The organism is Streptomyces colonosanans, assembly GCF_001866645.1.
Lineage (GTDB): Bacteria > Actinomycetota > Actinomycetes > Streptomycetales > Streptomycetaceae > Streptomyces > Streptomyces colonosanans.
The window spans coordinates 1-23,245 of sequence record NZ_MLYP01000118.1 but is presented as its reverse complement, the minus strand read 5'-3'; the positions used below and the strand labels follow the sequence as shown (position 1 = coordinate 23,245).

Here is a 23,245-nt window from a genome sequence, read left to right as displayed (position 1 = left end):
AACGCCGCTGCGCCCGTGCTCCGCGCGGACGACGGGGAACTCAGAACAGGCCCTAGTAGGGGCGGAGTCCCAAAGACCGGACGAGATCCCGCATCTCTGTGCGGTACAGCTTCGCCGGGTCGCGCGTCTGGTTGCGCAGATGCCCGTACACCTCCAGCGAGACCAGTCCGTGCATCCGGCCCCAGACACGCATGGCGAGGGCCACGCCCGCGGGGGGCAGCTGGGGGAAGGTGCGGCGCAGTTCGTCGGTGAGCTGTGGGTGGAAGTCGTCCCACGCGTAATCCGGCTCGTCGCCGTTGGCCGAGTGCAGCGGCTCCGCGTGCGGCCAGGCCGCGGCGACGAGGGCGGTGAGTCCCGCGCAGGCGCGGTGTTCGGCGTCGGCGGCCGGACCGCCCTCGGGCTCCTGGTAGCCGGGGACGGGGTCGCCGTAGATCAGCCGGAACCCCTCGGGGTTGGAGACCGACCAGGTGCGGAACGCGTCCGCCCAGGTGAGCACGCGGCCGACCGCGTCGTCCTCGGGCAGCTTCGCCACGGCGGCCTCGGCGGCCTCGACGTAGGACGTGTAGACGTCGGCGATGAGTGTGGTGATGAGGTCGTCGCGGGTGGCGTAGTAGCCGTAGATCGCACCGGCGGTCATGCCCATCTCCCGTGCGATGGCGCGCAGCGTGATCGCGTCGGGCCCGCCGGTGGCCATCAAGTTGAGGGCAACTGCCTTGATTTCCTGGGCGGTTGCCGCCCGCAGCCGGTCGCGACGACTTGGTTTCCGATCATCCACGCTTGACACCTTACAGCGTTGCGCTACTGTTCGGCGTGTCGGTACTGAACGCTGTGTAGTAAATCTACGGCGTGTGGTGGTCGTCTCGTTCCGAGAGGCTCGTACCGTGTCCCCTCCTCCCCGTGCAGGGCTGCGCCTGGCCCTGCTCGCCTTCACCCAGTTCCTCATCGCGCTCGACTACAACATCGTTTACGTCGCCCTCCCCGATATCGGCGCGGGGCTCGCCTTCACCGCACAGTCCCTGCAATGGGTCGTCAGCGGCTACGCCGTCGGCTTCGGCGGCTTCCTGCTGCTCGGCGGCCGGGCCGTGGACCGACTCGGGCAGCGCCGCATGTTCATGCTCGGACTCGCCCTGTTCGGTATCGCGTGCCTTGCAGGCGGCGGCGCCACCGGCCCCGGGGTGCTGATCGCCGCCCGCGCGGTGCAGGGGTTCGGGGCCGCGCTGGTCACCCCCGCGACCCTCTCCCTCGTCAACACCGGCTTCACCGAAGGGCCCGCCCGGGTGCGGGCGCTCGCGGTCTGGGCGGCCGGCGGCAGCGCCGGGCTCGCGGCCGGTGCGCTGCTCGGCGGCGTCGTCACCGAGTTCGCGGGCTGGCGCTGGGTGCTGTACGTGATGGTCCCGCTGGCGGCCCTCGCGCTGCTCGCGGCGCCCCGCCTGCTGGCGCGGGACGCCGCAGTGGGCCTGGACCGCGGCCGCGGCGGTTTCGACCTGCCCGGCGCGCTCATCGTCACCGCCGCCTCCGTCTTCCTCGTCTTCGGTCTCGTCAGCGGGCCCGAAGCGGGCTGGGGCTCGGTACACGGGGCGGGGGCGGTGGCCGCCGGCGCCGTGCTCTTCGCGGTGTTCGTCCTCGTCGAGCGGCGCACGGCCGACCCGCTCGTGCCACTGCGGCTGCTGCGCAACCGCAGTCTGGCCACGGCGATGCTGGTGATCCTCGTCTTCCAGAGCGCGCTCGGCGGTGCGTACTACCTCCTCACCGGTTACCTCCAGGACGGCCTGCACTACGACGCGCTGCGCGCGGGCCTGGTGTTCCTGCCGCTCACCGCGGTGTCCCTGATGGCGAGCCTGCGGATCGGCCCGCCGCTGGTGGCCCGCTGGGGCGTCCGCAGGACGCTCGTCACCGGCATGGCCGTCAACGGCCTCGGCATCGCCGCCCTGGGGGCGGGCATGTCCGCAGGCGGTTCGTTCTGGTCGCTGCTGCCCGGCATCGCCGTCTGGGGCGTCGGCGGCGGCCTCACCTTCCCCGCGATGTTCGTGGCCGCGTCGTCGGGTGTCCCCGCGGAGGAGCAGGGCGTGGCCTCCGCCCTCGCCACCACCGCCCAGCAGATCGGCGGCGCGGTCGGCCTCGCCTTCCTCGTCGCCATCGCCAACTCTGGCCGGGACGGCATCAGTTCGCGTGGCGCCGCGCATGCGGCCCTGGTTCACGGCCTGCATGCGGCCGCACTCGTTGCCGGCGTCGCGTCCGTCGCCGGAGCGCTGCTCGGGTTCGTACTGAAACGGCCCGAGCCGGAGGTGACCGCCGTATCCACCCCCATCCCCACCGACCGTCAGGAGATCAACCGATGAGCACCGACACCACCGCCGCCTACGACCTCGCTCTCAAGTTCACCGAGGTGTTCAACGAGCGGGACGACGAGCGCCGCCGCGCCGCCATCGCCGCTGCCTTCACCCCCGACACCGTCTACACCGACCCCGACTGGGCGGCCATGGAAGGCCACGAGGGTATCGACTCCCTGACCAAGGTGGCGCACGAGAAGCTCGGCGACCTCGTCTTCGCCGTACGCGACGCCGCCCAGTCGCAGCGCGGCATGGTCCTGTCTGCCTGGACCCTCGGCGTGCCGGGCTCCGATACGCCCGTGGCCACCGGGCGCGTGGTCCTCCTCGTCGAGGACGGGCGCATCGCCAGGGCGGACAACTTCTTCGACGCATCGGCGTGACGCGCATCGGCCCAAGCTGATTTCGGTCTCTGATTTCGGCAAAAGTCACCGCCGGTGGACTTCAAGTCCACCGGCGGTGACTCACGGGACAGCTCTTGGGCGCGTGTACGACAACCGTCACACGCGCCTGACGAAGTGGCTCAACGACGGGGTACCGCCCGCCCAGGTGGCGGACTGGGCCGGTAACAGCGTCCCCGTGCTGCTGGCCACCTACGCCCGGTGTGTCGAGGGGCGGCTTCCTGATCTCAAGAGGCGGCTCGAAGCTGCGGGTGATCTTCCCGAGGTGCCGGACGCAGGCTGAGGTCCCGGCCGAAGACTTCGACACGTGTTCGACACGGCCATCCGCGAAAACCCGGTGACAGCCGGACAGCCCCGGAGCCTCCCCTTGACCGTCGGGGGAGTGTCCGGGGCTTCGCCGTGTCTGGTGAAACGTGCTCTGACCAGCAAAAAGCCCTCCCACTGGGGAGGGCTCTCAATGGCGCCCCCGGCAGGACTCGAACCTGCGGCCAAGCGCTTAGAAGGTGTCAGGGGCCGAGCGATGTGCTCACCTGCGTCTTCGCCGGTCGCTCGCGAACGAATGCAGTCAAAGCGCTTGCTGTCATTTCCGGGAGACCTTTGGCTGATCACCGCGCCTCGTGCCTTCGCCCTGGCTCATGGGTACAAGGCGAAGGCATGTTCGCGGCCTCTCAGTCGATGCAGAACTCGTTGCCCTCGATGTCCTGCATCGGGATGCACGACTCGTTGGTGCCATCGGCAAGCAGCGTTTGCACGTGAACCGCGCCGAGCGCGACCAGTCGCGTGCACTCGGCCTGGAGTGTGGCGAGGCGCTCTTCCCCCACGAGTCCGGTGCCGACCCGCACATCAAGGTGCACCCGGTTCTTGGCGGCCTTCCCCTCCGGGACGCGCTGGAAGTACAGCCGCGGGCCCACATCTGAGGGATCGACGCAGGCGAACCAGGAATCCCGCTGCTCAGGCGGCTGCGAACGCTTGAAATCGTCCCAATTTGCAAACCCCGCCGGTGGCGGCGGTATGACGTACCCCAGCACCTCGCACCAGAAACGAGCGAGCCGCTCAGGTCCTGCGCAGTCGAAGGTGACTTGGAACTTCTTGATCGGCGTCATCGGGCAACTGTAGGGGCGCGCGCCGAGACTCCGGGCGCCATTTTCGTGCAGCGATCGAGGTCTCGCGTGGCGTGAGTTGGTGATGGGCGGTGGGTGTCCGCGACCGGGAGTGGAACCACCTTGGCTTCCGGCGCAGGGCAGGGGGGACGGGGCACTACCGGTCGTGCAGGATCTCGGGCCGGGTGACGGGCACGATGGTGACCAAGTCGTCGAGGCCCTTGAAGTCGTCGGGGTTGGTGGTGAAGAGGGGGAGTCCCTCGGCGGCCGCGATGGCGGCGATCATCAGGTCGGCCACACGGCGACGGGGCTTGCGGCCTGCGGAGACGACGGCGGCGCAGATCCTGCCGTAGATGCGGGCCGCCTCCACGTCGAAGGGGATGGGGTCGAATTCGTTTTCGGCGCGCTGCAGGACGTCCATGCGGCGAGCCCGCTCGGCGTGTTCGTCGTAGTCGCTCTGCTCGCCGCCGCGCACCTGGTGGGGGCCTGCGGAGAGTTCCGCGAGGGTGATGGCGCTGATGGCCATCTCGGCAGGTAGCTCGTCGGCGTCGATCCACTTGCGCAGGATCATGATGTTGGTGTCGAGCAGGCCTTGCTCGTGCTCAACGGGCATACGGGTCGTCCAACTCCTGCTCGACGACGGCGTCCTGGTCGTCGCGGAAGGCGTCCAGCGAGATGTCAGGGGCAGTACGTGACATGGCCGCGAACTCGGCACGGGGAACAAAGCGGCGACGGCGGCGGAGCGGGATCAGCTCGCCGACACGATGCCCGTCGCGGGTGACGGTGAACGCCTGTCCTCCCTGGACGGCGTCCATGATCTCTTTGGAGCGGGTGCGCAGATCGCGCTGAGTGATCTCCGGCTGCGCTGTCATGCTGTCCACGATAGCGAAGGTGTGCTACTCGGTGCTACACCGTTACCCGCGATCGTGGACAGGTGAAGGTGCCTGCCCCTAGAGCGATGTGCATCAGGGCATGAAAGAGCCCCTCACGCGTTTCCGCAGGTGAGAGGCTATGTGCGCCCCCGGCAGGACTCGAACCTGCGGCCAAGCGCTTAGAAGGCGCCTGCTCTATCCACTGAGCTACGGGGGCCGGTGTGGTGGCCTGTCGCGGTGCCCGGGCGTGGGCCGATCCGTGACCTTGCCGGGGACAAGGATAGGGCTCCCGGCTCCTCGTCCCTGCTGCTTCACCTCCGTGGCTCGATGTGGAGGTTCAGTGAAGCGATCCCGATAATCGCAGGCAGGTGCGAATCGTGCACCGCTTTTGACGCCTCGCGCCCCGGGTGTTGTGTACTCGTTATGCCTGCGTCCCAGTCGTCCCTTCCGTCCGTTGCGTTCTGTCGGCGCGCAGGCAGCCTCATATGCTTCAGAAAGCCTCCAAAATTGGGCATTCTTCGCATGTGGTGACCTTGGACGTACGGCCTCAGCTGCTCGACGCACTCTCCGCCCTGCGCGACCATGTCGCCGCCGCACGCTTCCCGCTGCCCCTGGCGGGGGCGCCACGCGCGCGTGCCAACCGCGACGAGCTTCTCGCACAGCTCGATGACTATGTGGTGCCCCGGCTGAAAGAACCCGAAGCACCCTTGCTGGCCGTCGTCGGCGGATCCACCGGGGCCGGCAAGTCGACTCTCGTCAACTCCCTTGTGGGCCGCAAGGTCAGCGAGGCCGGCGTGCTGCGGCCCACCACCCGTGTACCCGTGCTCGTCTGCCATCCCCGGGACCATCACTGGTTCAGCGGCATGCGTGTCCTGCCCGACCTCAGCCGCGTGTGGGTGCCCCACCAGGAGTCCGGCGACGAACTGCACGCAGTCGCCGGACGCGAGGAGCGGGTGCTGCGCATCGAGACGGCCGACACGATTCCGCAGGGGCTCGCTCTCCTGGACGCTCCCGACATCGACTCCCTGGTCGTCGGCAACCGGATCCTCGCCGCCGAGCTGATCTGCGCCGCCGACATCTGGGTCCTGGTCACGACGGCCGCCCGGTACGCCGACGCCGTGCCCTGGCATCTGCTGCGGACCGCCAAGGAGCACCGGGCGACCTTCGTCACCGTGCTCGACCGGGTCCCGCATCAGGTGATCACGGAGGTTTCCCGGCAGTACGGCGCCCTGCTCACCAAGGCCGGGCTTGGCGAGTTGCCTCGCTTCACCGTGCCCGAGCTGCCCGAGTCCGCCTGGGGTGGGGGGCTCCTGCCTGCCACCGCTGTCGCGCCCCTGCGTGCGTGGCTCACGGGTCAGGTGCAGGACCCCGCCGTCCGACAGGCCGCTATGGCCCGTACGGCACAGGGCGTCCTGGGCTCCCTGAAGTCCCGTATGTCCGAACTGGCCGGCGCCGCCGCCGCCCAGCACGCGGCCGCGCTGCGGCTCACCGCCGCCGTCGACACCGCGTACGACGGCGAGTACGCGCGCGTACAGGACCGTTTGCAGGCTGGTGCCGTTCTTGCCGGCGACGCGCTGAAGCGGTGGCGCAGCTATCCGCTCGACTGCGGCCCGGGTGAACTGATGGACGCCCTTGTCGACAATCTGAGCACGCTGCTGCTGTGCGCCGTCACGGCCGCCGACGAGCGTGTCGACTCGGCTTGGCAGCGCGAACCAGCGGCGAACGCACCCGAAGTGATGAACCGTGACCCGATTCTGGAGAGCGCCGAGCATCGGATCGGGATGACCGTACGACGCTGGCGGCGCGTTCTCGAGGAGTACGCCGAGGACGAGGTGCGCGATCTCGACAAGAGCATCGCCCCGGACGCCGAGGCGGTGTCCGCCCTGGTCGCCACGGCCCTCCTGGGCGGACACCGGGCACAGGCGGCCGGCGAGGGGCTCGCCGAGCGGATCGGCGCGCAGGGGGCGCTGCGGTTGCGCGACCGAGCCGCCCGACTGCTCTCCGAGTACCTCGACCGGGCGCTGCGCACCGAACGCGAGCGCCGTCTCGCCCCCCTCGACGCCCTAGACGTCCGCGCGGAGCCCCAGGCCGAACTCATCGCCGCGCTGTCCGTATTGGAGAAGGAGAGGTGACCCGGTGACTGCCGTCACTGACCACACGGGCCATGCCGAGCATCCCCAGGGCGAGCCCTCGGACAGGGTCGTACTGGTGGCCGGGAAGCGGCCCGAGCGCGAGCGGCGCGGGACCGCTCCCTGCGAACAGCCCGCCGCCACCCATGAGGGAGACGACGGCGAGCACGCGCGCGAAGGGCGCCGTGCCGACCGCACCAGTGTGAAGGGTGAGGCGGGTGCGCAGGATGACGCGGATGCGGACACCGGTGCGCGGGATGGTTCCGCGGCTGTCTGCTCGGCGGCCGGGCCCCCGCAGGTACGGGCGCAGGACGATGATCTCCACGCGTGTGTGGAGCGCGACGGTTTGGCGGACGGCACCGAGACCGGGACCGGCTGGGACGACGGGCTGATCGCCAGACGCCTGCCCGAGACGGCCGCCGCGCACGAGGTGGCCGTGATCGTGGGGCCCCGCGGCACGGCCGTACGACAGCCCGAGCCCCTGGCATACGACGGGCCCCTGCGATCGCGGCTGGACGCGCTGCGCGAGCTGGTGGGCCTGTCGCGGACCCGGTTGGACGGCGACACGCTCGCCGAGGCGGGCCGGGTCCTGGACGAGGCCACCACGCGCCGCAGGCTCTCCGGGGAGCACACCGTGGTCGCCGTCGCGGGCGCTACCGGTAGCGGCAAGTCGATGCTCTTCAACGCGCTCGCCGGGGTGGCCATTTCGGAGACCGGCGTGCGCAGGCCGACCACCGCAGCGCCGATCGCATGCAGTTGGAGCGACGGCGCCGCCGGCCTCATCGACCGGCTCGGCATCCCGGGGAGGCTGCGCCGGCGCCCCGTGCAGAACGCGGACGGCGAGTCCCGGCTGGACGGGCTCGTCCTGATCGACCTCCCCGACCACGACTCCGCAGTCGTGCAGCATCGAGAGCAGGTCGACCGCATCCTCGAACTCGTCGACGCGATCATCTGGGTCGTCGACCCCGAGAAGTACGCCGACGCCGTCCTCCACGAGCGCTATCTGCGGCCCCTGGCCGGGCACGCCGAGGTCATGTTCGTCGTCCTCAACCAGGTGGACCGGCTGCCCGGGGAGGCCGCCGACCATGTGCTCGACGACCTGCGACGGCTGCTCGACGGGGACGGGATCGCCCTGGGGGAGTACGGAGAGCCGGGCGCGACCGTGCTCGCGCTGTCCGCGCTCACCGGGGAGGGCATGGGCGAACTGCGCGAGGCGCTCGGACAGTTCGTGGCCGAGCGCGGGGCGGCCGCACGTCGCGTCTCCGCCGATGTGGACGCGGCTGCCGTCCGGCTGCGGCCCGTCTACGCGGCAGGGCAGCGTATGGGCCTCAGCGAGGAGGCACGCGAGGAGTTCGCCGGGCGACTGGCGGACGCGGTGGGCGCGACTGCCGCGGGCGAGGCTGCCGAACGCGCCTGGCTGCGCAACGCCAACCGTGCGTGCGGCACGCCCTGGCTGCGGCTGTGGCGGTGGTGCCGGGACCGGCGCGCCCCCACCACGGGACGGCTGCCGGTGCCTGCGCCCGTGGATGAGGAGGCGACCGCGCGGCAGCGCGTCGAGCAGGCCGTACGGACGGTGGCGGACCGGGCCGCGGGCGGGTTGCCCGCGCCCTGGGCCCAGGCGGTGCGCGAAGCCGCGGTACGCGGCGCACAGGAGCTGCCGGAGGCACTGGACGAACTTGCGGTGCGGGCCGCCACGCCGCCGGAGCGGCCGCCCCGGCCCGGCTGGTGGCCCGCCTCGGTGCTCGCCCAGGCGTCGATGACGTTCTTCCAAGTCATCGGTGTGCTGTGGCTGTTGGGGCAGGTCGTCGGATTCATGCCGGCGAACCTGGGGGTGCCGATGCTGCTGATGGCGGTCGGCGTCATCGGCGGTCCTGCCATCGAGTGGAGCTGCCGGATGGCCGCCCGCGCACCGGCCCGGCGGTACGGGCTCGAGGCGGAACGGCGGTTGCGGGAGGCGGCCGCCGGATGCGGGCGAGCCCGGGTGCTGGATCCGGTGGCGGCGGAACTGCTGCGGTACCAGGAGGTTCGGGAGCAGTACGCGAAGGTCACGGGGGCCGGAGCGGGGGCGCGGGTGGGGTGAGTCCCGTCTGGGGGAGTCCGGACCGGGGCGGAGGCTCTCGTTCAGGTGACGGAGTTGTCCACAACCGGGCGGTTGCCCACAGCGCTCAGCGGGCTCGGACCGACGGAGGCAGTCTGGCCTCGTGGCGATCGCGGTCGCCGCACCGGCGGCGGTAAGTGACATGGCGTGGCCGCCGCGGCAGACGCAGCCGTACGGGACGGGCCCGTACGCGTTTTGGCCCGGCACGGAAGCCGGGGTGAGGGAGGGGTCATGAACGAGACGATGGTGTGCGTGGTGGGCAACGTGGCCACGCAGCCGGTGTACCGGGAGTCGCCGACGGGGCCCACGGCACGCTTTCGGCTGGCGGTGACAGCACGGTATCTGGACCGTGAGAAGAACGTGTGGACGGACGGGCACACGAACTTCTTCACGGTGTGGGCCCGGCGCGCGCTCGCCACGAACGTCGCGGCGTCCGTCTCCGTGGGTGATCCGCTCATCGTGCAGGGGCGGCTGAAGGTGCGGACCGAGCAGCGGGACGGGCAGGGGTGGCTGTCCGCGGACCTCGACGCGGCAGCGATCGGTCACGATCTGGCGCGCGGGACATCGGCGTTCCGGCGGCCGTCCAGGTCCGAGGCGCAGCCGGGGGCGTCACCGCAGCCCGAGCCCGACTGGGAGACAGGGCCGACAAGTCGGCCCGGGACAAGGGATCGGCCGGGAACAGAGGATCAACCGCGCCCGGAACCAGTCGGTATGACGTGATGTCAGGCAAGCCCAGGGTCGTTCGCTCTTTTCTGCCCGGACTGCCGCCTATGGGTGAATATGCCAACCAAGATCCGAAGTGCCCCCGTGGATTTGTCGATAAGTGCAGCTCGCGGGCCTTGAGGGCGATAACGATTCCGAGTCGGATCGGTTGTCCGACGATGTGATTGGGAAGTGGGATGCGCCGCGTCCCTAGGATGCCGGGCATAGCTCTCGGGGCTTCTGATTCTGCTGGTGGGACCGCAACCCCCCATGTCAACGGGTCCTGCTCGAAGGGGAATTCTGTGTTTTCTTCGCTTTCCGTGCCGTTCCGGCGCAGGCAGGGGGCCGCCCGCCTCGCCGCCGCGACGCTGGTGTCGGGACTCGCCGCGGCGGGCCTGCTGGCCACCGCGGGCGTGGCGGCCGCCGACGGGGCGCCGCAGAGCGAGGGTGGTGCGACCGCGACCATAGGTGGCCTCAAGACGTACGGTGCCGCGGTCATCCACAACGGCGGCACGGACGAGCAGGTGCCGGCAGGTCTGTTCGAGATGTCCGTCGACAACGGCGGCACCCTGCAGACCTACTGCATCGACATCCACACTCCGACGCAGAAGGACGCCAGGTATCACGAGACGCCCTGGAGCGGCACCTCCCTGAGCGGCAACAAGAACGCCGGAAAGATCCGCTGGATCCTGCGGAACTCCTACCCGCAAGTGAATGATCTTGCGGCGCTGGCAGCCAAGGCCGGAGTCAAGAGCCTCACCGAGCAGGACGCGGCGGCCGGCACGCAGGTGGCGATCTGGCGCTACTCGGACGGCGCCGATGTGGACGCGGTCGACCCGAAGGCGGAGAAGCTCGCGGACTACCTGGAGAAGAGCGCACGGAATCTCCCGGAGCCCGCCGCTTCCCTGACCCTCGACCCGCCCGCGGTCTCGGGCCACCCCGGTGAGCGGCTCGGCCCGGTTACGGTGCACACCAACGCGGACAGCGTCACGGTCAGGCCGCCGGCCGACGCCACGGCGAGCGGGGTGAAGATCGTGGGCAAGGACGGCAAGACGGTCACGTCCGCGACCGACGGCAGCCGGATCTACTTCCAGGTGCCCAAGGATGCGCAGGACGGTTGGGTCGAGCTGTCCGTGCAGGCGTCGACCACCGTTCCGGTCGGCCGGGCCTTCGCCTCGGAGACTCGCAGCCAGACGCAGATACTCGCCGGTTCCAGCGAGTCGACCGTCTCGGCGACCGCGACGGCGAACTGGGCCATGACGGGCGCGATACCCGCCCTGTCGGGCGAGAAGAACTGCGCCAAGGGCGGAGTGGACATCACCGCGGTGAACAAGGGCGACGAGCCGTTCACGTTCGCGCTGATGGGGACCGAGCACACCATAGCGGTGGGAAAGTCGCAGACGGTGACTATCCCGTTGCAGGAGGGTCAGGCCTACGACTTCACGATCAAGGGGCCGGGCGGTTACCAGAAGCGGTTCAAGGGCGTCCTCGACTGCAAGACCGAGGGAAGCGCGGTCGGCCTGACGACGCAGACGCTCAGTGAGCCCAGTCCGGTGACGGCGGGCAGCCCTGCGGCCGTGGAATCCAACCTTGCCGAGACGGGAGCCTCGAACACGACTCCGCTCATCGCGGGCACGGCCATCGGCCTGGTGGTGATCGGCGGTGGCGCCCTCCTCCTGCTCCGCGTGAAGAAGACCACGACGCGGGACTGATCGGCGGCGACGACCGGCAGTGACAGCCGAGCTGCCATGAGGTGCAGTCCTCCGTGCATCACGAAGGGCCGCGCCCCGGTTCCACCAGGGCGCGGCCCTTCGTGTCGCGCAGATCGATCCTCAGCGAGATTCGCTCGCCGAGGCGCGGGGCCGGCTCAGAAGAGGAGGCGGTAGGTGTTCCAGCCGCTAGTGCCGATCTTCACCCGGGACTTGAACGGGGCGGCGGCGTTGCCGGTGCCCTTGTACAGCCACAGGGCGCCAGTCTTGTCGCGGGCGATCAGGTCGGTGATGCCGTCGATGTCGATGTCGCCGACGGAGACCAGGTTGTTGTACGTGTTCCACCCGGAGCCGATACGCGTGCGGGGCGCGAACGGCGCCTTGTAGTTGCCCGTGCCCTTGTAGAGCCACAGCACACCCGCGGTGTCCTTGGCGACGATGTCGGCCTTGCCGTCGCCGGTCAGGTCGCCCTTGCCGGTGATGTGGGTGTACGTGTTCCACCCGCTGCCGACCTTGTAGCGCTGGGTCAGCTTGCCGTTGCCGTAGCCGAGGTACAGCCACAGCACACCGGAGGTGTCGCGGGCGAGCAGGTCGTCGGCGGTGCCGCCGCCGAGGCTCGCGGCCGAGAACACCTGGTTGTAGATCTTCCAGCCGTTGCCGACGAGGGTGGGATCGCCACCCCACGACTGGTAGTAAAGCTGTCCGCCTGCGGAGACGTACCAGATGCCGTCCGCGGAGCCGTCGGCGTCCTGGTCCACCTGCGTCATGGTGCGGACGGACCCCCAGCCATCGCCCGACCACTCGCGGGGATCGAGGCCGCCCTTGCCGCTGGGCCAGTAGTCATACATGACACCCTTGCCGTCCACGCCGGACAGCGGGTTGATCGGGGCGTCGCCAGGCAGGGCGGAGGAGGCGAACTTCGAGGTGCCGGACGCCTTCAGGTCGACGGACTGCCGGGACACGGTGCCTCCCGGCCCATCGGCAGCAACCGCCGCACTCGTGCCGGTCGCCACCAGAGCGGCGGTGAGCGCCGCAGCCGTGGCACGTGCCAGGGCACGACGCGTGTTCAGGCCGGAGCTTTTGGCCACGTGGGTCCTCCAGTTGGTCATGGGGATCGGGCCGCGGGCCGAGGTACGGCCCAGCGGTCCGGAGTACTTCGCGATCTTTTCACAGGTCACTTACATTCCCATCCGAATTAACTTCGGGTATGAAGTGGGTACCGGATGGAAACAGAAGTGCAACGCGAGGCGTACAACCTTTTCTGCGTGTCCGCTGTCTGATAGCGAATCGATCTGCCGCGGGCGGTGCTCCGGTTGTCCGTCGCCCCAAGCCACGCACCGGGGGAACGAACCGGTGCCATATACGGGGTGGACGGGCCCGGGGTGATACAACGTCCGCGGCGTGTTCGTCTGGGCTGCGCGGCGCGATGCGGATGGCCGCGAGGCCTTCTGGTCCCCGCCGCGGCAAGCCGGACCCCGGGACCGAACGGGGCCGTGGCGCCTCACGGCAAGGGGGCAAGGGGAGGGCCGGTCATGCGTCGATCACCACAGAGTGCGGCCCGCGGTCAAAGCCGTGCTGGTGGTGAGGGAATGGCGCGGGTATCGAGGCTTGGGGAGCAAAGCCTCGCGATGGGAGATTGACCTCTAAACAGGGTCGATTTACCCCTATTGCGATTCCATCCGACTCATTCTCGCTTGAACATATGGGGGCGACGGGCGGTCGTGGCGGGCGGGTTGTGTTCGCGTTGCGGGATTGCGTCCTGGGAAGTGCCGTATGGGTTCGATCTGATCCGGGGGTTTGCCCGGGCGTCGGGAGGGATCTATGCAGACGAACGGCCACCAGTTGATCTTTCAGGACAGCCGATGTCTGAAACGTCGCCCTCCATGGCGGTCGCACCGCAACCACGGACAGTGGCATCGGCAGGGGGCTCGGTCCGCATGCACGCTGGGGCGTCCGAGGCCGGCCGACGGCATCAAGGCCCGCGCACAGCGCGGGCACGCGCCGCCTCAGTGGCGCGGCCTGCCTCCTGTCCCCGCCCCGGCTGGCCGCGCCCGGCGGCGCTCCACGTGCAGCGGGCGAGGAGGAAAACCCGCTGTGGCTGGGGCGGTCGGCTCCACGACTTTAGCCAGCCACTTTGGCGCGAGCCTCGAAGATCATGGCCCCAACGTCGTGCTTTACCGGGCAGGTTCCACAGATTGCCCGACGCGCCGGAAACTTACGGGGCCATGACTGCTCGCGCCAAAGCAGCTCCAGGCCAGAGTCGCTCCGCCGACCTCGGCTGTACCGTCTCACGTAGACGATCGCGGGGAGGGGAACCTCCGGTCGGTGCGGATGAGTTGGTGTGGGCGTTGTCGCCGACGCAGCCCAGGTGACGGCGACTCAGGAACCTTCCTGCTCGCGCCCCGGGCACAGGTCGAGCGGGGAGCACAGCAGGACAGCCTGATACGGGTCTTGCCCGGACCCTGCGCTCTGCTCGTGTGGCATGAACCGCCATTGCGAGGCCTTGATGTGCCGCGTCCTGTCCGCCTTCTCCACGTGGGTGTGCAGCGCGCGGGCCGTGGGATCGTTGGTTTCCACCAGGACCTCGTCCGCGGCGAGCGGGAAATGGTCGTGCAGAAGGCACAGGCCGAAACGGTTCAAGTTACCGTGCCTCTCCAGCACCGCCACCAGGTCCCGGACGAATTCCGCATCCTGGGGTCCCAGCCCTTCGGCTTCCTCGAAGCGGGGAAGCGGCCTTCTCGGAGCGGACACCTTTGCGTCGGTCATGGCTCCTCCGTCAAGTGGTTGACGGCCATTTGACCCCAGTATCAGTCTCTGACCGTGTCCTTGCAATTTCGCCGGCTTCGGCCGAAGGAGTGGGGTGTGGGCTCCCTCTGTGTGTCCGTGCATGACACGTGAAGGGCCGTGTCTGAATGCTCCATGGTGTTCCGTGCCGGACCGTGCGTCACGGATGAGGGTGCGGTGTACGCGCGGCAAGGAGGAGGAGTCGGCGCATTGGCGGAGGTCCGGTGGTGGCGACTGCTGTCGCTGGTGGTCGTGGCTGTGATGTGGTGGGGCTGTTCTCCTGCTGAGGCGCGGCAGGTTACCGGTGACTTCTGCCGGACGGATCAACTCGACTCCAGCATCGTCGATGCCGAGATTCGGTTCGATCAGCATCACAAGAATTACATCAAGGTGTCTTCCAGAATGACGGTCAAGGTGCCTAGTCAATGGCGTCATGCACGGCATCTGACATTCAATGAGAGAACTTCTCAATACCGCGAAGCAATGCGCTGCCTGCTGCGCGGACGGGACAATGCCCGACGGAACGACGAGTTGCGCCCCCATGAGCCGCGGGGGACCGCCCAGGACAACTGGGTCACAGTGCAGTACGACGCGTTCACCTGGATCGAAAGTTACAAACCCGTCCGGGTCGGGCCTTGGGAACTCGTCGCCGCCGGGGGAAAGACCTGGAATGTTCTCCTCCGGCCGCCGACTCTGCAGAAAGCGTCCTGGGAGCGCGTCCGGGCCCAGTTGGACGACCTCCATTTCAGTGATCGCTCGGAACTCGCGTCGTCTGCGAACAAGAGCACACTTGTGTGGAACCATCAGCGACCCGAGCGGATCAGGATCGAAGTCGACCTGCCGTGGGAGCGGTCCTTGTCCCTGAGCGAGGACCGGTCGTTCGTTGGTAAAGCCAGTATCGCCTCGTGGTGGGTGTCCGCCTCGATTGTGATCGCGCTGGCCGCGCTCCGTGTTCAGCGCCTGGAGCCGTCCTCTGCGCCAGGGCCGGCGAAGGGGGCGGGTGCGTCCGTCGCGCCGGGGGCGGCGAAGGGGACGGGTACGCGCGGTGAAAGCCCCGCGCAGGCGGTTCTGCAGTGGGCCCTGCTCAGCGCGGCGGTCGCCCTGATGCTGTTTCTGCTCATCTGGAAACAGCCCCACCCAACATGGTGGAGCACCCTCATCTGTATTGCTGCGGGGTGGGCACTGGTCCTCGTTGCCCGCCCTTGGTGTCGCGGCGTGTCACCCGCCGCGCCGGACGTCGGGACCGACGACTCCGGCGACTCCGTCAGCACTGACGACTCCGTGAGCGCCGACGGCTCCCGGCGCCGTCAGGCTCGGGCCGTCATCGCAACCGCCTCGACGGTGGGGGGCGTCGGCATGCTGATGGTGCTGGCCCTTGAACTCTTCAGCCTGCCGGCGGGCCTCAAGCCGAAAGGGGAGCCCACCGTCGCCCGCGGGGCCGGACTTGTGCTGATGGGCCTGGCGACGCTGTGGTTGTGGCTGGCTGCGATGGTCGCATGGGCTTGGCGCTTCGCACAGGAAGGAGGACTGGTCCGCGCGTCCTGGACCGCCAAGTGGGACAGGGCACCGCTCCGCTGGATCGCAGCCGTCGGAGCTCTTCTGGGGGCGTTCACCGTGGCCCTACTGGCATGTGGCTGGTGGGTGAACGACCGTCAGTGGAAACGCGTCACGTGGCTGACTGATCGAAGGGAAGACGTCGGAAAATTCCTGGCGAATTTTTCGTTCACCTACATCTCGTGGATTTTTGCCTACAGTTGGATCGTGACGGGTGTCGCGCTCTTGGCGCTGCTGCACTTTCGCGCCCAGGCTCAGCCTCCTCGAACAGGCAGCAAAGAGGAGCGCATGGCCTTGGGTCCGGAAAGGACTGATCTTCTGCTGATTGCCGCGGTGTTTGCCCTCTTCGTGGGGCTGAGAGGTTTCAGGTTGTCGGACATCCACGGACAATCCGTTTGGCTCCTGCTGAGCATCTGCTCGCTGTACGTGGTTCTCGCCGTTGGGCGCCGATGGTCTGTGCTGGGGCAGATGGGAGAGCACTTCTACGAGCAGAGGATGAGCACCGGGAGGCAACGCCATGAATTGATGAAAAGAGCCCACCAGTATCGCAATCTGAACCACCAACTGCACCTGTTGGACCAAGGTCGCGCCGGTGGCGTCACGTGCGAGCAGTTGGAAGATCAGATGCATGGGCTGCGCCGGTGGCTGGTCGCCGGGTGCGGGAGGGAGAATCCGCCCGAACAGATCTCTGTGCTGGATGTCGCCCTGGCCTGGGGGCCGGAAGGCCACTGGTGGTCCAATGCGCTGCATGCTGCTCGCCTGGCCTTCTGTTTCGGGTTTCCGGCCAGTGGCGCCCTCGTGTTTCTAAACGTGCGCAGGTCCTGGTCCAGGTATCAAATCCTTTACACGCCGACCGGTATTCCTGATGCCGTCGCGAGTTTTTTGCTCTATCAGGCGGCATGGGCCGTGGCCGGCTTCGTCCTCGGTGCGCTGTGGCGTCTGTTGCCCGGGCACCGCGGCCCCGTGCGTGCGGGAAGCCTGAGTATTGCCTACGTCATCCCCACCGGTTTGATCGCATGGGAGATCCATGTGACCGACGCGGATTACGGCTACCTGTTCGTGTATGTCCTGCTGATGCTCGCGACTCTGACGCTCACCGGTATCTGGATGGACACGGCAACATTCAGGGAGGAACGGCAGTTCTGGCCCAGCCGTTTCGCTCTGTTGCTGTCCATCTACCAACTGCAAGGCCTCTCTGGACAGATCGCCTGGCTTCTTACCCAGCTCGGGCTTGCCGCGACGATCTCGTACAACCTGGCCCACCTCTGACGGTCCCGATTCACGAAGATGGCGTTCGCGTTCGCCGTCCTGCATGTCAATCCCTGAGGTTGTGCAGTCGGCTCAGGGCGCAGCGCTTCGGCGTAGTCGCGTGGCGTCCGTTTCGTGATCATGTGAGTCCGAGGAGGGCGAGCGGTCTGCCCGCGTAGCGGGCGTTGTGCCGGAGGCCGGCGGCGATGTTGGTCTTCCCGGCGAGGCGGAGGGCGCCGATGGCGAGGTTGCGTCAGGTCGCCATGGCGCGGGGTGCGGCGCCGGTCCGCAGCTGGGAGGCGTCCTCGGCGAACGTCACGTCCCGGACGTCCCACTGGTCGGACCCGACGCCCCACGTCCCGAAGATCACGTCTATCCACGCGTCGTGATCCCGGTCCCGGTGGTGGTAGCAGTTCGCGAAGTACACCGCGTACGGTGCTCCGTCCGCGTAGACGAAGTTCCAGGCGCGCTCGATGGGGGCGTTGCAGCAGCCGCACTGGAACTCGCGGGTCTGCCGGTCAGGGCCGGGTCAGTGACATGACGCACATGATGCGGTACGGCTCCGGTCTCTGGCGGGCGCGGGTCGGCTGGGCCGTCCCTGGGCCGTCCGAGGTCACCCGAGGCCGACCAACGGCGACCGACAGTGACAGGTGGGCAGCCGTCCGCAACGGCGAACCTCCAGGTCACGGCCCCCCGGCCGGACTGGTTTCCATCCTGGGGTGGCGGTCAGGCAAGATGGGGTGTATCTGCCCACTGCCAGATTTCAAGCTGCCGGACGGTTTCTCTTGGCTGAGTTCATTTACACCATGCGCAAGGCGCGCAAGGCGCACGGCGACAAGGTGATTCTCGACGACGTCACCCTGAGCTTCCTGCCGGGTGCGAAGATCGGCGTCGTCGGCCCGAACGGTGCCGGTAAGTCGACCGTCCTCAAGATCATGGCGGGTCTTGAGCAGCCGTCGAACGGCGACGCGTTCCTGACGCCCGGCTACAGCGTCGGCATCCTGCTCCAGGAGCCCCCGCTGAACGAGGAGAAGACCGTCCTGGAGAACGTCCAGGAGGGTGTCGCCGAGATCAAGGGCAAGCTCGACCGGTTCAACGAGATCGCCGAGCAGATGGCGGTCGAGTACACCGACGAGCTGATGGAGGAGATGGGCAAGCTCCAGGAGGACCTCGACCACGCCAACGCGTGGGACCTGGACTCCCAGCTGGAGCAGGCCATGGACGCCCTGGGCTGCCCGCCCGGCGAATGGCAGGTCACCAACCTCTCCGGTGGTGAGAAGCGCCGCGTCGCGCTGTGCAAGCTGCTGCTGGAGCAGCCCGACCTGCTGCTGCTCGACGAGCCCACCAACCACCTCGACGCCGAGTCCGTGAACTGGCTGGAGCAGCACCTGGCCAAGTACGACGGTACCGTCGTCGCGGTCACCCACGACCGGTACTTCCTGGACAACGTCGCCGGCTGGATCTGCGAGGTGGACCGCGGCCGCCTCCACGGCTACGAGGGCAACTACTCCAAGTACCTCGAGACCAAGGCCACCCGCCTCAAGGTCGAGGGCCAGAAGGACGCCAAGCGGCAGAAGCGCCTCAAGGACGAGCTGGAGTGGGTCCGCTCCAACGCCAAGGGGCGCCAGGCCAAGTCCAAGGCGCGTCTGGCCCGCTACGAGGAGATGGCCGCCGAGGCCGACAAGATGCGGAAGCTGGACTTCGAGGAGATCCAGATCCCGCCGGGCCCGCGCCTGGGCAACATCGTGGTCGAGGTGGACCAGCTCAACAAGGCCTTCGGCGAGAAGGTCCTCGTGGACAACCTCAGCTTCACCCTGCCGCGCAACGGCATCGTCGGCATCATCGGCCCGAACGGTGCGGGCAAGACCACGCTGTTCAAGATGATCCAGGGCATGGAGCAGCCCGACACCGGTTCGATCAAGGTGGGCGAGACCGTCAAGATCTCGTACGTCGACCAGAGCCGCGAGAACATCGACCCGAAGAAGACGCTGTGGGAGGTCGTCTCCGACGGGCTGGACTACATCAACGTCGGCCACGTCGAGATGCCCTCGCGCGCGTATGTGTCCGCGTTCGGCTTCAAGGGCCCGGACCAGCAGAAGCCGGCCGGTGTCCTGTCCGGCGGTGAGCGCAACCGCCTCAACCTCGCGCTCACCCTGAAGCAGGGCGGCAACCTGCTGCTGCTCGACGAGCCCACCAACGACCTGGACGTGGAGACGCTGTCCTCGCTCGAGAACGCCCTTCTGGAGTTCCCGGGCTGCGCCGTCGTCGTCTCCCACGACCGGTGGTTCCTGGACCGCGTGGCCACGCACATCCTCGCCTACGAGGGTGACTCCAAGTGGTTCTGGTTCGAGGGCAACTTCGAGTCGTACGAGAAGAACAAGATCGAGCGTCTCGGCCCGGACGCCGCCCGTCCGCACCGTGCCACCTACAAGAAGCTGACCCGGGGCTGATCTTGCGGCACATCTACCGCTGCCCGCTGCGCTGGGCGGACATGGACGCGTACGGCCACGTCAACAACGTCGTGTTCCTCCGTTATCTGGAGGAGGCCCGTATCGACTTCCTGTTCCGCCCGGACAAGGAGTTCCAGCAGGGGTCCGTGGTGGCGCGCCATGAGATCGACTACAAGCGGCAGCTGGTCCACCGGCACGCGCCGGTGGACATCGAGCTGTGGGTCACGGAGATCAAGGCCGCGTCCTTCACGCTCGCCTACGAGGTCAAGGACCCGGACCAGATCTACGTCCGGGCCTCGACGGTGATAGTGCCGTTCGACTTCGCGGCGCAGCGGCCACGCCGGATCACCGCGCAGGAGCGCGAGTTCCTCCGGGAGTACACCGACGACAAGGAGGAGGCCGTCGCCGCATGACGGTGCTCCATCTCGCCGACGACGGGGAGGCGGCGGATCTGGCCGCCTTCCTGTCCCGGCTGCTCCACTACGACCGTGGTGCCGCGGTGCGTCTGCAGGCAGCCGGGACGACGCTGGCGGTGTTCGGGCGCCCGCCGTCCTTCGAGGTGCTCGCCATCCGTGCGGTGCGGCTCGCCAAGCCGTACGAGAACGGGCTGGACGTCCGGCTCGATGTGACCGTCTCGGCCGGTGAACTTCTGGAATCCGTGGAGGAGGCGGGGGCCACGGCGAGTGTGCCGGGCGCCGTCACCGGACCGCCGTGGGCCGGGGTCCTCCCGCCGCGCGGCGGCTGGCGGACCGTACCGGGCCTGCCGGTGTCCGACGCCCTGCGGGCGACCGTGGCCGCGGCAGTGGCCGAATTCCGGTCGCGTACGGAGGAGTTGACCCCCGAGCGGCGGACACGTGCCGCACTCGACCGGATCGGCAGGCAGATCTGGTCCCGCACGGTGGGGGACACCGGGCTTCCGGTGCGGGTCGTGCACGCGGCGCAGTCCCTGGGCTTCCTGCGCCCCGCCGCACCGGCACCCGGCCAGGAACCGCTGGCGCTGCTCTCGTCGGGTGCGTGGCTCCGGCTGCGCACGCCGTACGGGTCGATCGCCGTACGGCGGGCGGGGCTCGGTGCCCTGGACGTCAGCGTCCGCTGAGCCGACGGCTCAGTCGGGCGCGTTCACCATCGCCTGGGCCGCGTACGTCAGGTAGTTCCACAGCACGTGCTCGTGCTCCTCCGAGAGGCCGAGCTCGTCCACGGCGACCCGCATGTGCTTCAGCCAGGCGTCATGGGCAGCCCTGTTCACGGTGAACGGGACGTGGCGCATACGCAGCCGGGGATGGCCGCGCTTTTCGCCGTACGTCGTCGGGCCGCCCCAATACTGGATCAGGAACAGCACGAGACGCTCCTCGGCCGGACCCAGGTCCTCCTCGGGGTACATGGGCCGCAGAAGCGGGTCCTCGGCGACTCCCTCGTAGAAACGGTGAACGAGGCGCCGGAAGGTTTCCTCCCCGCCGACCTGCTCGTAGAAGGTCTGCTCCTGAAGCGTGCCGCGCCGAATCTCTGTCACATCACCCATGGTCTCAGACGCCGCGGCCGAGGTCTCCAGGCTTAGGACCAGGGCCGTCACACACACCGGGGCTTCCGGGCAGGCCGCCATCCGGCGGCGCCCGGAATGCCGCATTCATCCATGGTGTCGTCCGTGGTGCTCGCCCCGCGTCGCCGCCCGCAGCACAGTGGAGGTATGACCGCGCACGCTCTCGATCACGATCTGGAGAACCTCGCCACATCGGTGCGGGCGGAACTCGTGCGGGAGATCGACGCGAGCGGCGTCTGGGACGCCGATCCCGCCTGGCGGGAGGCGTTCGCGGCGGTGCCGCGCCATCTCTTCGTGCCCTACTACTACATCGGCGATCTGGGCGGTTACGAGCGCCGATGGGTCGGCGACCCCGATCCGCGGCGCCGGGAGGAGTGGCTGCGCGGCGCGTATGCCGACACCCCGCTGGCCACCCGGGTGCGTGACGGCGAGCTGTTCTCCTCCAGCAGCCAGCCCTCCCTTATGGCGATGATGCTGACCGAACTGCGGGTCGAGGACGGGATGACCGTCCTGGAGATCGGCGCAGGCACCGGATACAACGCGGCCCTGCTCGCCCACCGCCTCGGCGACGACCAAGTCACCTCCATCGACCTCGATCCCGAGATCACCGAGTCCGCGCGGCAGCACCTGGCGGCCGCGGGCCACCACCCGGCCGTGGTCACGGGCGACGGCGCCCGCGGCGTACCGGCACGCGCCCCCTACGACAGGATCATCGCGACCTGCACGCTGAACGCGATCCCGGGCGCGTGGCTGGCGCAGTGCCGTCCGGATGCGCGCATCCTCGCGCCCTTCGCGACCGGGCTGATCGCCCTACGGGTGCGGGACGCAGGGCATGCCGAGGGGCACTTCCTGCACACGCCCGCCTACTTCGTACCGCTGCGCGGCGGCATCCGGCCCGAGCCACCGTACGCGGGCGGGCTGCCGCGTCGGGCCCGCAGCAGCGAACTGTTCCGGTTCCTGCTGACCCTGACGGCCGACAGCCTCGACCCGTACGAGGCGTACACCCTGTGGGAGCGCGAGCAGCAGCCCACGCGCGAGCGGTTCGGGATCACGGTCAGCGGCGAGCGCTCCTGGGCGTGGCTGGACGCCCCGGAGGGCCCGTACACCTGGCCGCTGCCGTGATACAGGCCGCGCCGCTCAGCCCCGGCGGATGGTGATCGTCGTCCACGCGCCCACGTGCACCCGGTCGCCGTCCTGCAGGGGTACCGGTACGAAGGGCTGGATGGGCTCGTCGGCGCCGTTGACCGTCGTACCGTTCGTGGAGTTCTGGTCGACGACTGCCCAGGAGCCGTCCGGCTGCTGGACCAGGGCCGCGTGCTGGTGCGAGACGCCCGGGTCCTCCGGCGGCACCGACAGGTCGATGTCGGGGGTGTCGCCGGTGGAGTGGCGGCGGCGGCCGATGGTGACCTGGTCGCCGGTGAGCGTGCGCTGCTGCTCCGGGGAGTACGCCGGCAGGTTCAGGCCCGTGGCCTCGGGGCCGGAGCGCTGCATCATCGCCATGAAGTACTCGCGGTCCGGGCCGACGGTCGCGGTCCAGGTCGCCGCGGGGGCCTGACCGGAGGCGGGCTGCGGGTAGCCGTAGCCACCGCCCTGACCGCCTCCGGGGCGCTCGGCGCCGGGACCTCCCGGGCCGGCCGGGGCCCCGGCCGCCGGGGAGGACGAGGGCGGCGAGATCACCCAGTCGTCGTTGTCGCCGCCGAAGGCCGGGCCGTCGGACTGCGGCGGAGCGGCCGGCGGTGGGAAGCCCCGGGCCGGCGGCGGGGGAGGCGGAGCGGGCTGCTGGAACGCGGGTGGCGGGCCGCCCTGCTGGAAGGCCTGCGGGGCCGCCGGCGCGCTGTTCCGGGGAGCGCCGGGCATCCCGGGACCGCCGGGTCCACCGGGCGTGGGCCCGGGCGGCGGCGGGACCGGACGTGAGGGATCGGCCCCGAAGACCGACGGGCGCGAGGAGTCCCCGCCGAAGTGTGTGGGCCCGGACGGCTCGCTGCCGAACGGCGGGCCCGGCGGGATCGGCTCCGCGGGACGGTTCATCTGCGACGGCCGGGAGCCGTGGTAGTCGTACGAGTCGGGCCCGGTCGGGCCGCCCTGCGCGAAGCGCATCGCCGGGTTCGGCGCCGACGGGCGCGGTGCGGCGGGGGTGTACGAGGTTGCCCTGTTGGTCAGGAAGTTCCACCGGCACTCCTCGCAGAACGGCGCGGCGCCCTCGCGGGGCGTGCGGCACTGCGGGCACAGTTCCGGTTCGGAATCCGGCGCGGCGGGTACCGGCGGACGTCCCCCGGACTGACCGCCCGCGCCCGGAGGGGGCGGGGGCGAACCCGGCGCCGGGAAGCCGTAGCC

General features: G+C 69.2%; 21 protein-coding genes and 1 tRNA gene. 12 read left to right on the top strand and 10 right to left on the bottom strand.

Features of this window, described 5'->3' with window-relative positions:
* Positions 1-52: 52 nt before the first annotated feature.
* The gene (locus BIV24_RS30230; RefSeq protein WP_071369658.1) at positions 53-775 is read right to left on the bottom strand and encodes a TetR/AcrR family transcriptional regulator; all 723 of its coding nucleotides are present in this window, start codon (positions 773-775) and stop codon (positions 53-55) included.
* 106 nt (positions 776-881) lie between these two features.
* On the opposite strand from BIV24_RS30230, the gene BIV24_RS30225 reads away from it, so the two are divergent.
* The 3 genes from BIV24_RS30225 to BIV24_RS30215 all read left to right on the top strand — a co-directional run bounded on the left by BIV24_RS30225 (position 882) and on the right by BIV24_RS30215 (position 3,011).
* Positions 882-2,339, top strand: a complete 1,458-nt coding sequence (locus tag BIV24_RS30225) for an MFS transporter (RefSeq protein ID WP_079168657.1) — start codon at positions 882-884, stop codon at positions 2,337-2,339.
* Entirely contained in the window at positions 2,336-2,710 is a 375-nt protein-coding gene (locus BIV24_RS30220; protein ID WP_071369657.1) for a nuclear transport factor 2 family protein, read from the top strand. The genes BIV24_RS30225 and BIV24_RS30220 overlap by 4 nt, the downstream gene beginning before the upstream one ends.
* A 103-nt stretch (positions 2,711-2,813) precedes the next feature.
* Positions 2,814-3,011, top strand: a complete 198-nt coding sequence (locus BIV24_RS30215; RefSeq protein ID WP_071369656.1) for a site-specific integrase — start codon at positions 2,814-2,816, stop codon at positions 3,009-3,011.
* Between the two features lie 385 nt (positions 3,012-3,396).
* On the opposite strand, the gene BIV24_RS30210 is transcribed toward BIV24_RS30215, so the two are convergent.
* The 4 genes from BIV24_RS30210 to BIV24_RS30195 all read right to left on the bottom strand — a co-directional run bounded on the left by BIV24_RS30210 (position 3,397) and on the right by BIV24_RS30195 (position 4,917).
* Positions 3,397-3,831, bottom strand: a complete 435-nt coding sequence (locus BIV24_RS30210; protein WP_071369655.1) for a VOC family protein — start codon at positions 3,829-3,831, stop codon at positions 3,397-3,399.
* Between the two features lie 154 nt (positions 3,832-3,985).
* Positions 3,986-4,441: a type II toxin-antitoxin system VapC family toxin gene (locus BIV24_RS30205; protein WP_071369654.1), complete on the bottom strand. Its 456-nt coding sequence runs from the start codon at positions 4,439-4,441 to the stop codon at positions 3,986-3,988.
* On the bottom strand, positions 4,431-4,700 hold the full coding sequence (locus BIV24_RS30200; RefSeq protein WP_062145112.1) for a type II toxin-antitoxin system Phd/YefM family antitoxin: 270 nt from the start codon (positions 4,698-4,700) through the stop codon (positions 4,431-4,433). The genes BIV24_RS30205 and BIV24_RS30200 overlap by 11 nt, the downstream gene beginning before the upstream one ends.
* A 144-nt stretch (positions 4,701-4,844) precedes the next feature.
* A tRNA-Arg gene (locus BIV24_RS30195) sits at positions 4,845-4,917 on the bottom strand.
* A gap of 307 nt (positions 4,918-5,224) precedes the next feature.
* On the opposite strand from BIV24_RS30195, the gene BIV24_RS30190 reads away from it, so the two are divergent.
* The 4 genes from BIV24_RS30190 (at position 5,225) to BIV24_RS30175 (ending at position 11,341) form a co-directional block, all read left to right on the top strand.
* Complete coding sequence (locus tag BIV24_RS30190) at positions 5,225-6,832, top strand: dynamin family protein (protein ID WP_177198878.1); 1,608 nt, start codon at positions 5,225-5,227, stop codon at positions 6,830-6,832.
* A 4-nt stretch (positions 6,833-6,836) separates the two neighbouring features.
* On the top strand, positions 6,837-8,909 hold the full coding sequence (locus BIV24_RS30185; protein ID WP_071369652.1) for a YfjP family GTPase: 2,073 nt from the start codon (positions 6,837-6,839) through the stop codon (positions 8,907-8,909).
* A gap of 249 nt (positions 8,910-9,158) precedes the next feature.
* Complete coding sequence (locus tag BIV24_RS30180) at positions 9,159-9,647, top strand: single-stranded DNA-binding protein (protein WP_071369651.1); 489 nt, start codon at positions 9,159-9,161, stop codon at positions 9,645-9,647.
* 284 nt (positions 9,648-9,931) lie between these two features.
* Positions 9,932-11,341: a Cys-Gln thioester bond-forming surface protein gene (locus BIV24_RS30175; protein WP_245767007.1), complete on the top strand. Its 1,410-nt coding sequence runs from the start codon at positions 9,932-9,934 to the stop codon at positions 11,339-11,341.
* A gap of 155 nt (positions 11,342-11,496) precedes the next feature.
* Here BIV24_RS30175 and BIV24_RS30170 read toward each other — a convergent pair whose 3' ends face one another.
* Together BIV24_RS30170 and BIV24_RS30165 are read right to left on the bottom strand one after the other, a co-directional pair.
* The gene (locus BIV24_RS30170; protein WP_425442606.1) at positions 11,497-12,426 is read right to left on the bottom strand and encodes an FG-GAP repeat domain-containing protein; all 930 of its coding nucleotides are present in this window, start codon (positions 12,424-12,426) and stop codon (positions 11,497-11,499) included.
* Between the two features lie 1,291 nt (positions 12,427-13,717).
* The gene (locus BIV24_RS30165) at positions 13,718-14,104 is read right to left on the bottom strand and encodes a hypothetical protein (protein WP_071369649.1); all 387 of its coding nucleotides are present in this window, start codon (positions 14,102-14,104) and stop codon (positions 13,718-13,720) included.
* 228 nt (positions 14,105-14,332) lie between these two features.
* Here BIV24_RS30165 and BIV24_RS30160 point away from each other — a divergent pair, with 228 nt between their 5' ends.
* Positions 14,333-16,945 (top strand): DUF6185 family protein, encoded by a 2,613-nt coding sequence (locus BIV24_RS30160; protein WP_071369648.1) that lies wholly within the window; start codon positions 14,333-14,335, stop codon positions 16,943-16,945.
* 232 nt (positions 16,946-17,177) lie between these two features.
* Here BIV24_RS30160 and BIV24_RS36630 read toward each other — a convergent pair whose 3' ends face one another.
* Positions 17,178-17,351: a hypothetical protein gene (locus BIV24_RS36630; protein WP_177198877.1), complete on the bottom strand. Its 174-nt coding sequence runs from the start codon at positions 17,349-17,351 to the stop codon at positions 17,178-17,180.
* A gap of 358 nt (positions 17,352-17,709) precedes the next feature.
* Here BIV24_RS36630 and ettA point away from each other — a divergent pair, with 358 nt between their 5' ends.
* From ettA to BIV24_RS30145, 3 genes are read left to right on the top strand one after another with little or no spacing between them, the layout of a single operon-like run.
* Positions 17,710-19,374, top strand: coding sequence for an energy-dependent translational throttle protein EttA (ettA, locus tag BIV24_RS30155; protein WP_071369647.1), 1,665 nt, complete (start codon positions 17,710-17,712; stop codon positions 19,372-19,374).
* A gap of 2 nt (positions 19,375-19,376) precedes the next feature.
* Positions 19,377-19,787 carry an acyl-CoA thioesterase gene (locus BIV24_RS30150; RefSeq protein WP_071369646.1) on the top strand — a complete coding sequence of 137 codons (411 nt, stop codon included), beginning with the start codon at positions 19,377-19,379 and terminating at the stop codon, positions 19,785-19,787.
* A complete protein-coding gene (locus BIV24_RS30145) occupies positions 19,784-20,470 on the top strand; it encodes a DUF8185 domain-containing protein (protein ID WP_071369645.1) in 687 nt (228 codons plus the stop codon). The genes BIV24_RS30150 and BIV24_RS30145 overlap by 4 nt, the downstream gene beginning before the upstream one ends.
* Before the next feature lie 9 nt (positions 20,471-20,479).
* Here BIV24_RS30145 and BIV24_RS30140 read toward each other — a convergent pair whose 3' ends face one another.
* A complete protein-coding gene (locus BIV24_RS30140; RefSeq protein WP_071369660.1) occupies positions 20,480-20,893 on the bottom strand; it encodes a globin in 414 nt (137 codons plus the stop codon).
* Between the two features lie 165 nt (positions 20,894-21,058).
* Between BIV24_RS30140 and BIV24_RS30135 the strand changes: the two genes are divergently transcribed.
* Positions 21,059-22,033 (top strand): methyltransferase domain-containing protein, encoded by a 975-nt coding sequence (locus BIV24_RS30135; protein ID WP_071369644.1) that lies wholly within the window; start codon positions 21,059-21,061, stop codon positions 22,031-22,033.
* Positions 22,034-22,048: 15 nt separating this feature from the next.
* Here BIV24_RS30135 and BIV24_RS30130 read toward each other — a convergent pair.
* Positions 22,049-23,245, bottom strand: a 1,197-nt coding sequence (locus BIV24_RS30130; protein WP_425442605.1) for an FHA domain-containing protein, incomplete at its 5' end; no start/stop codon positions are given.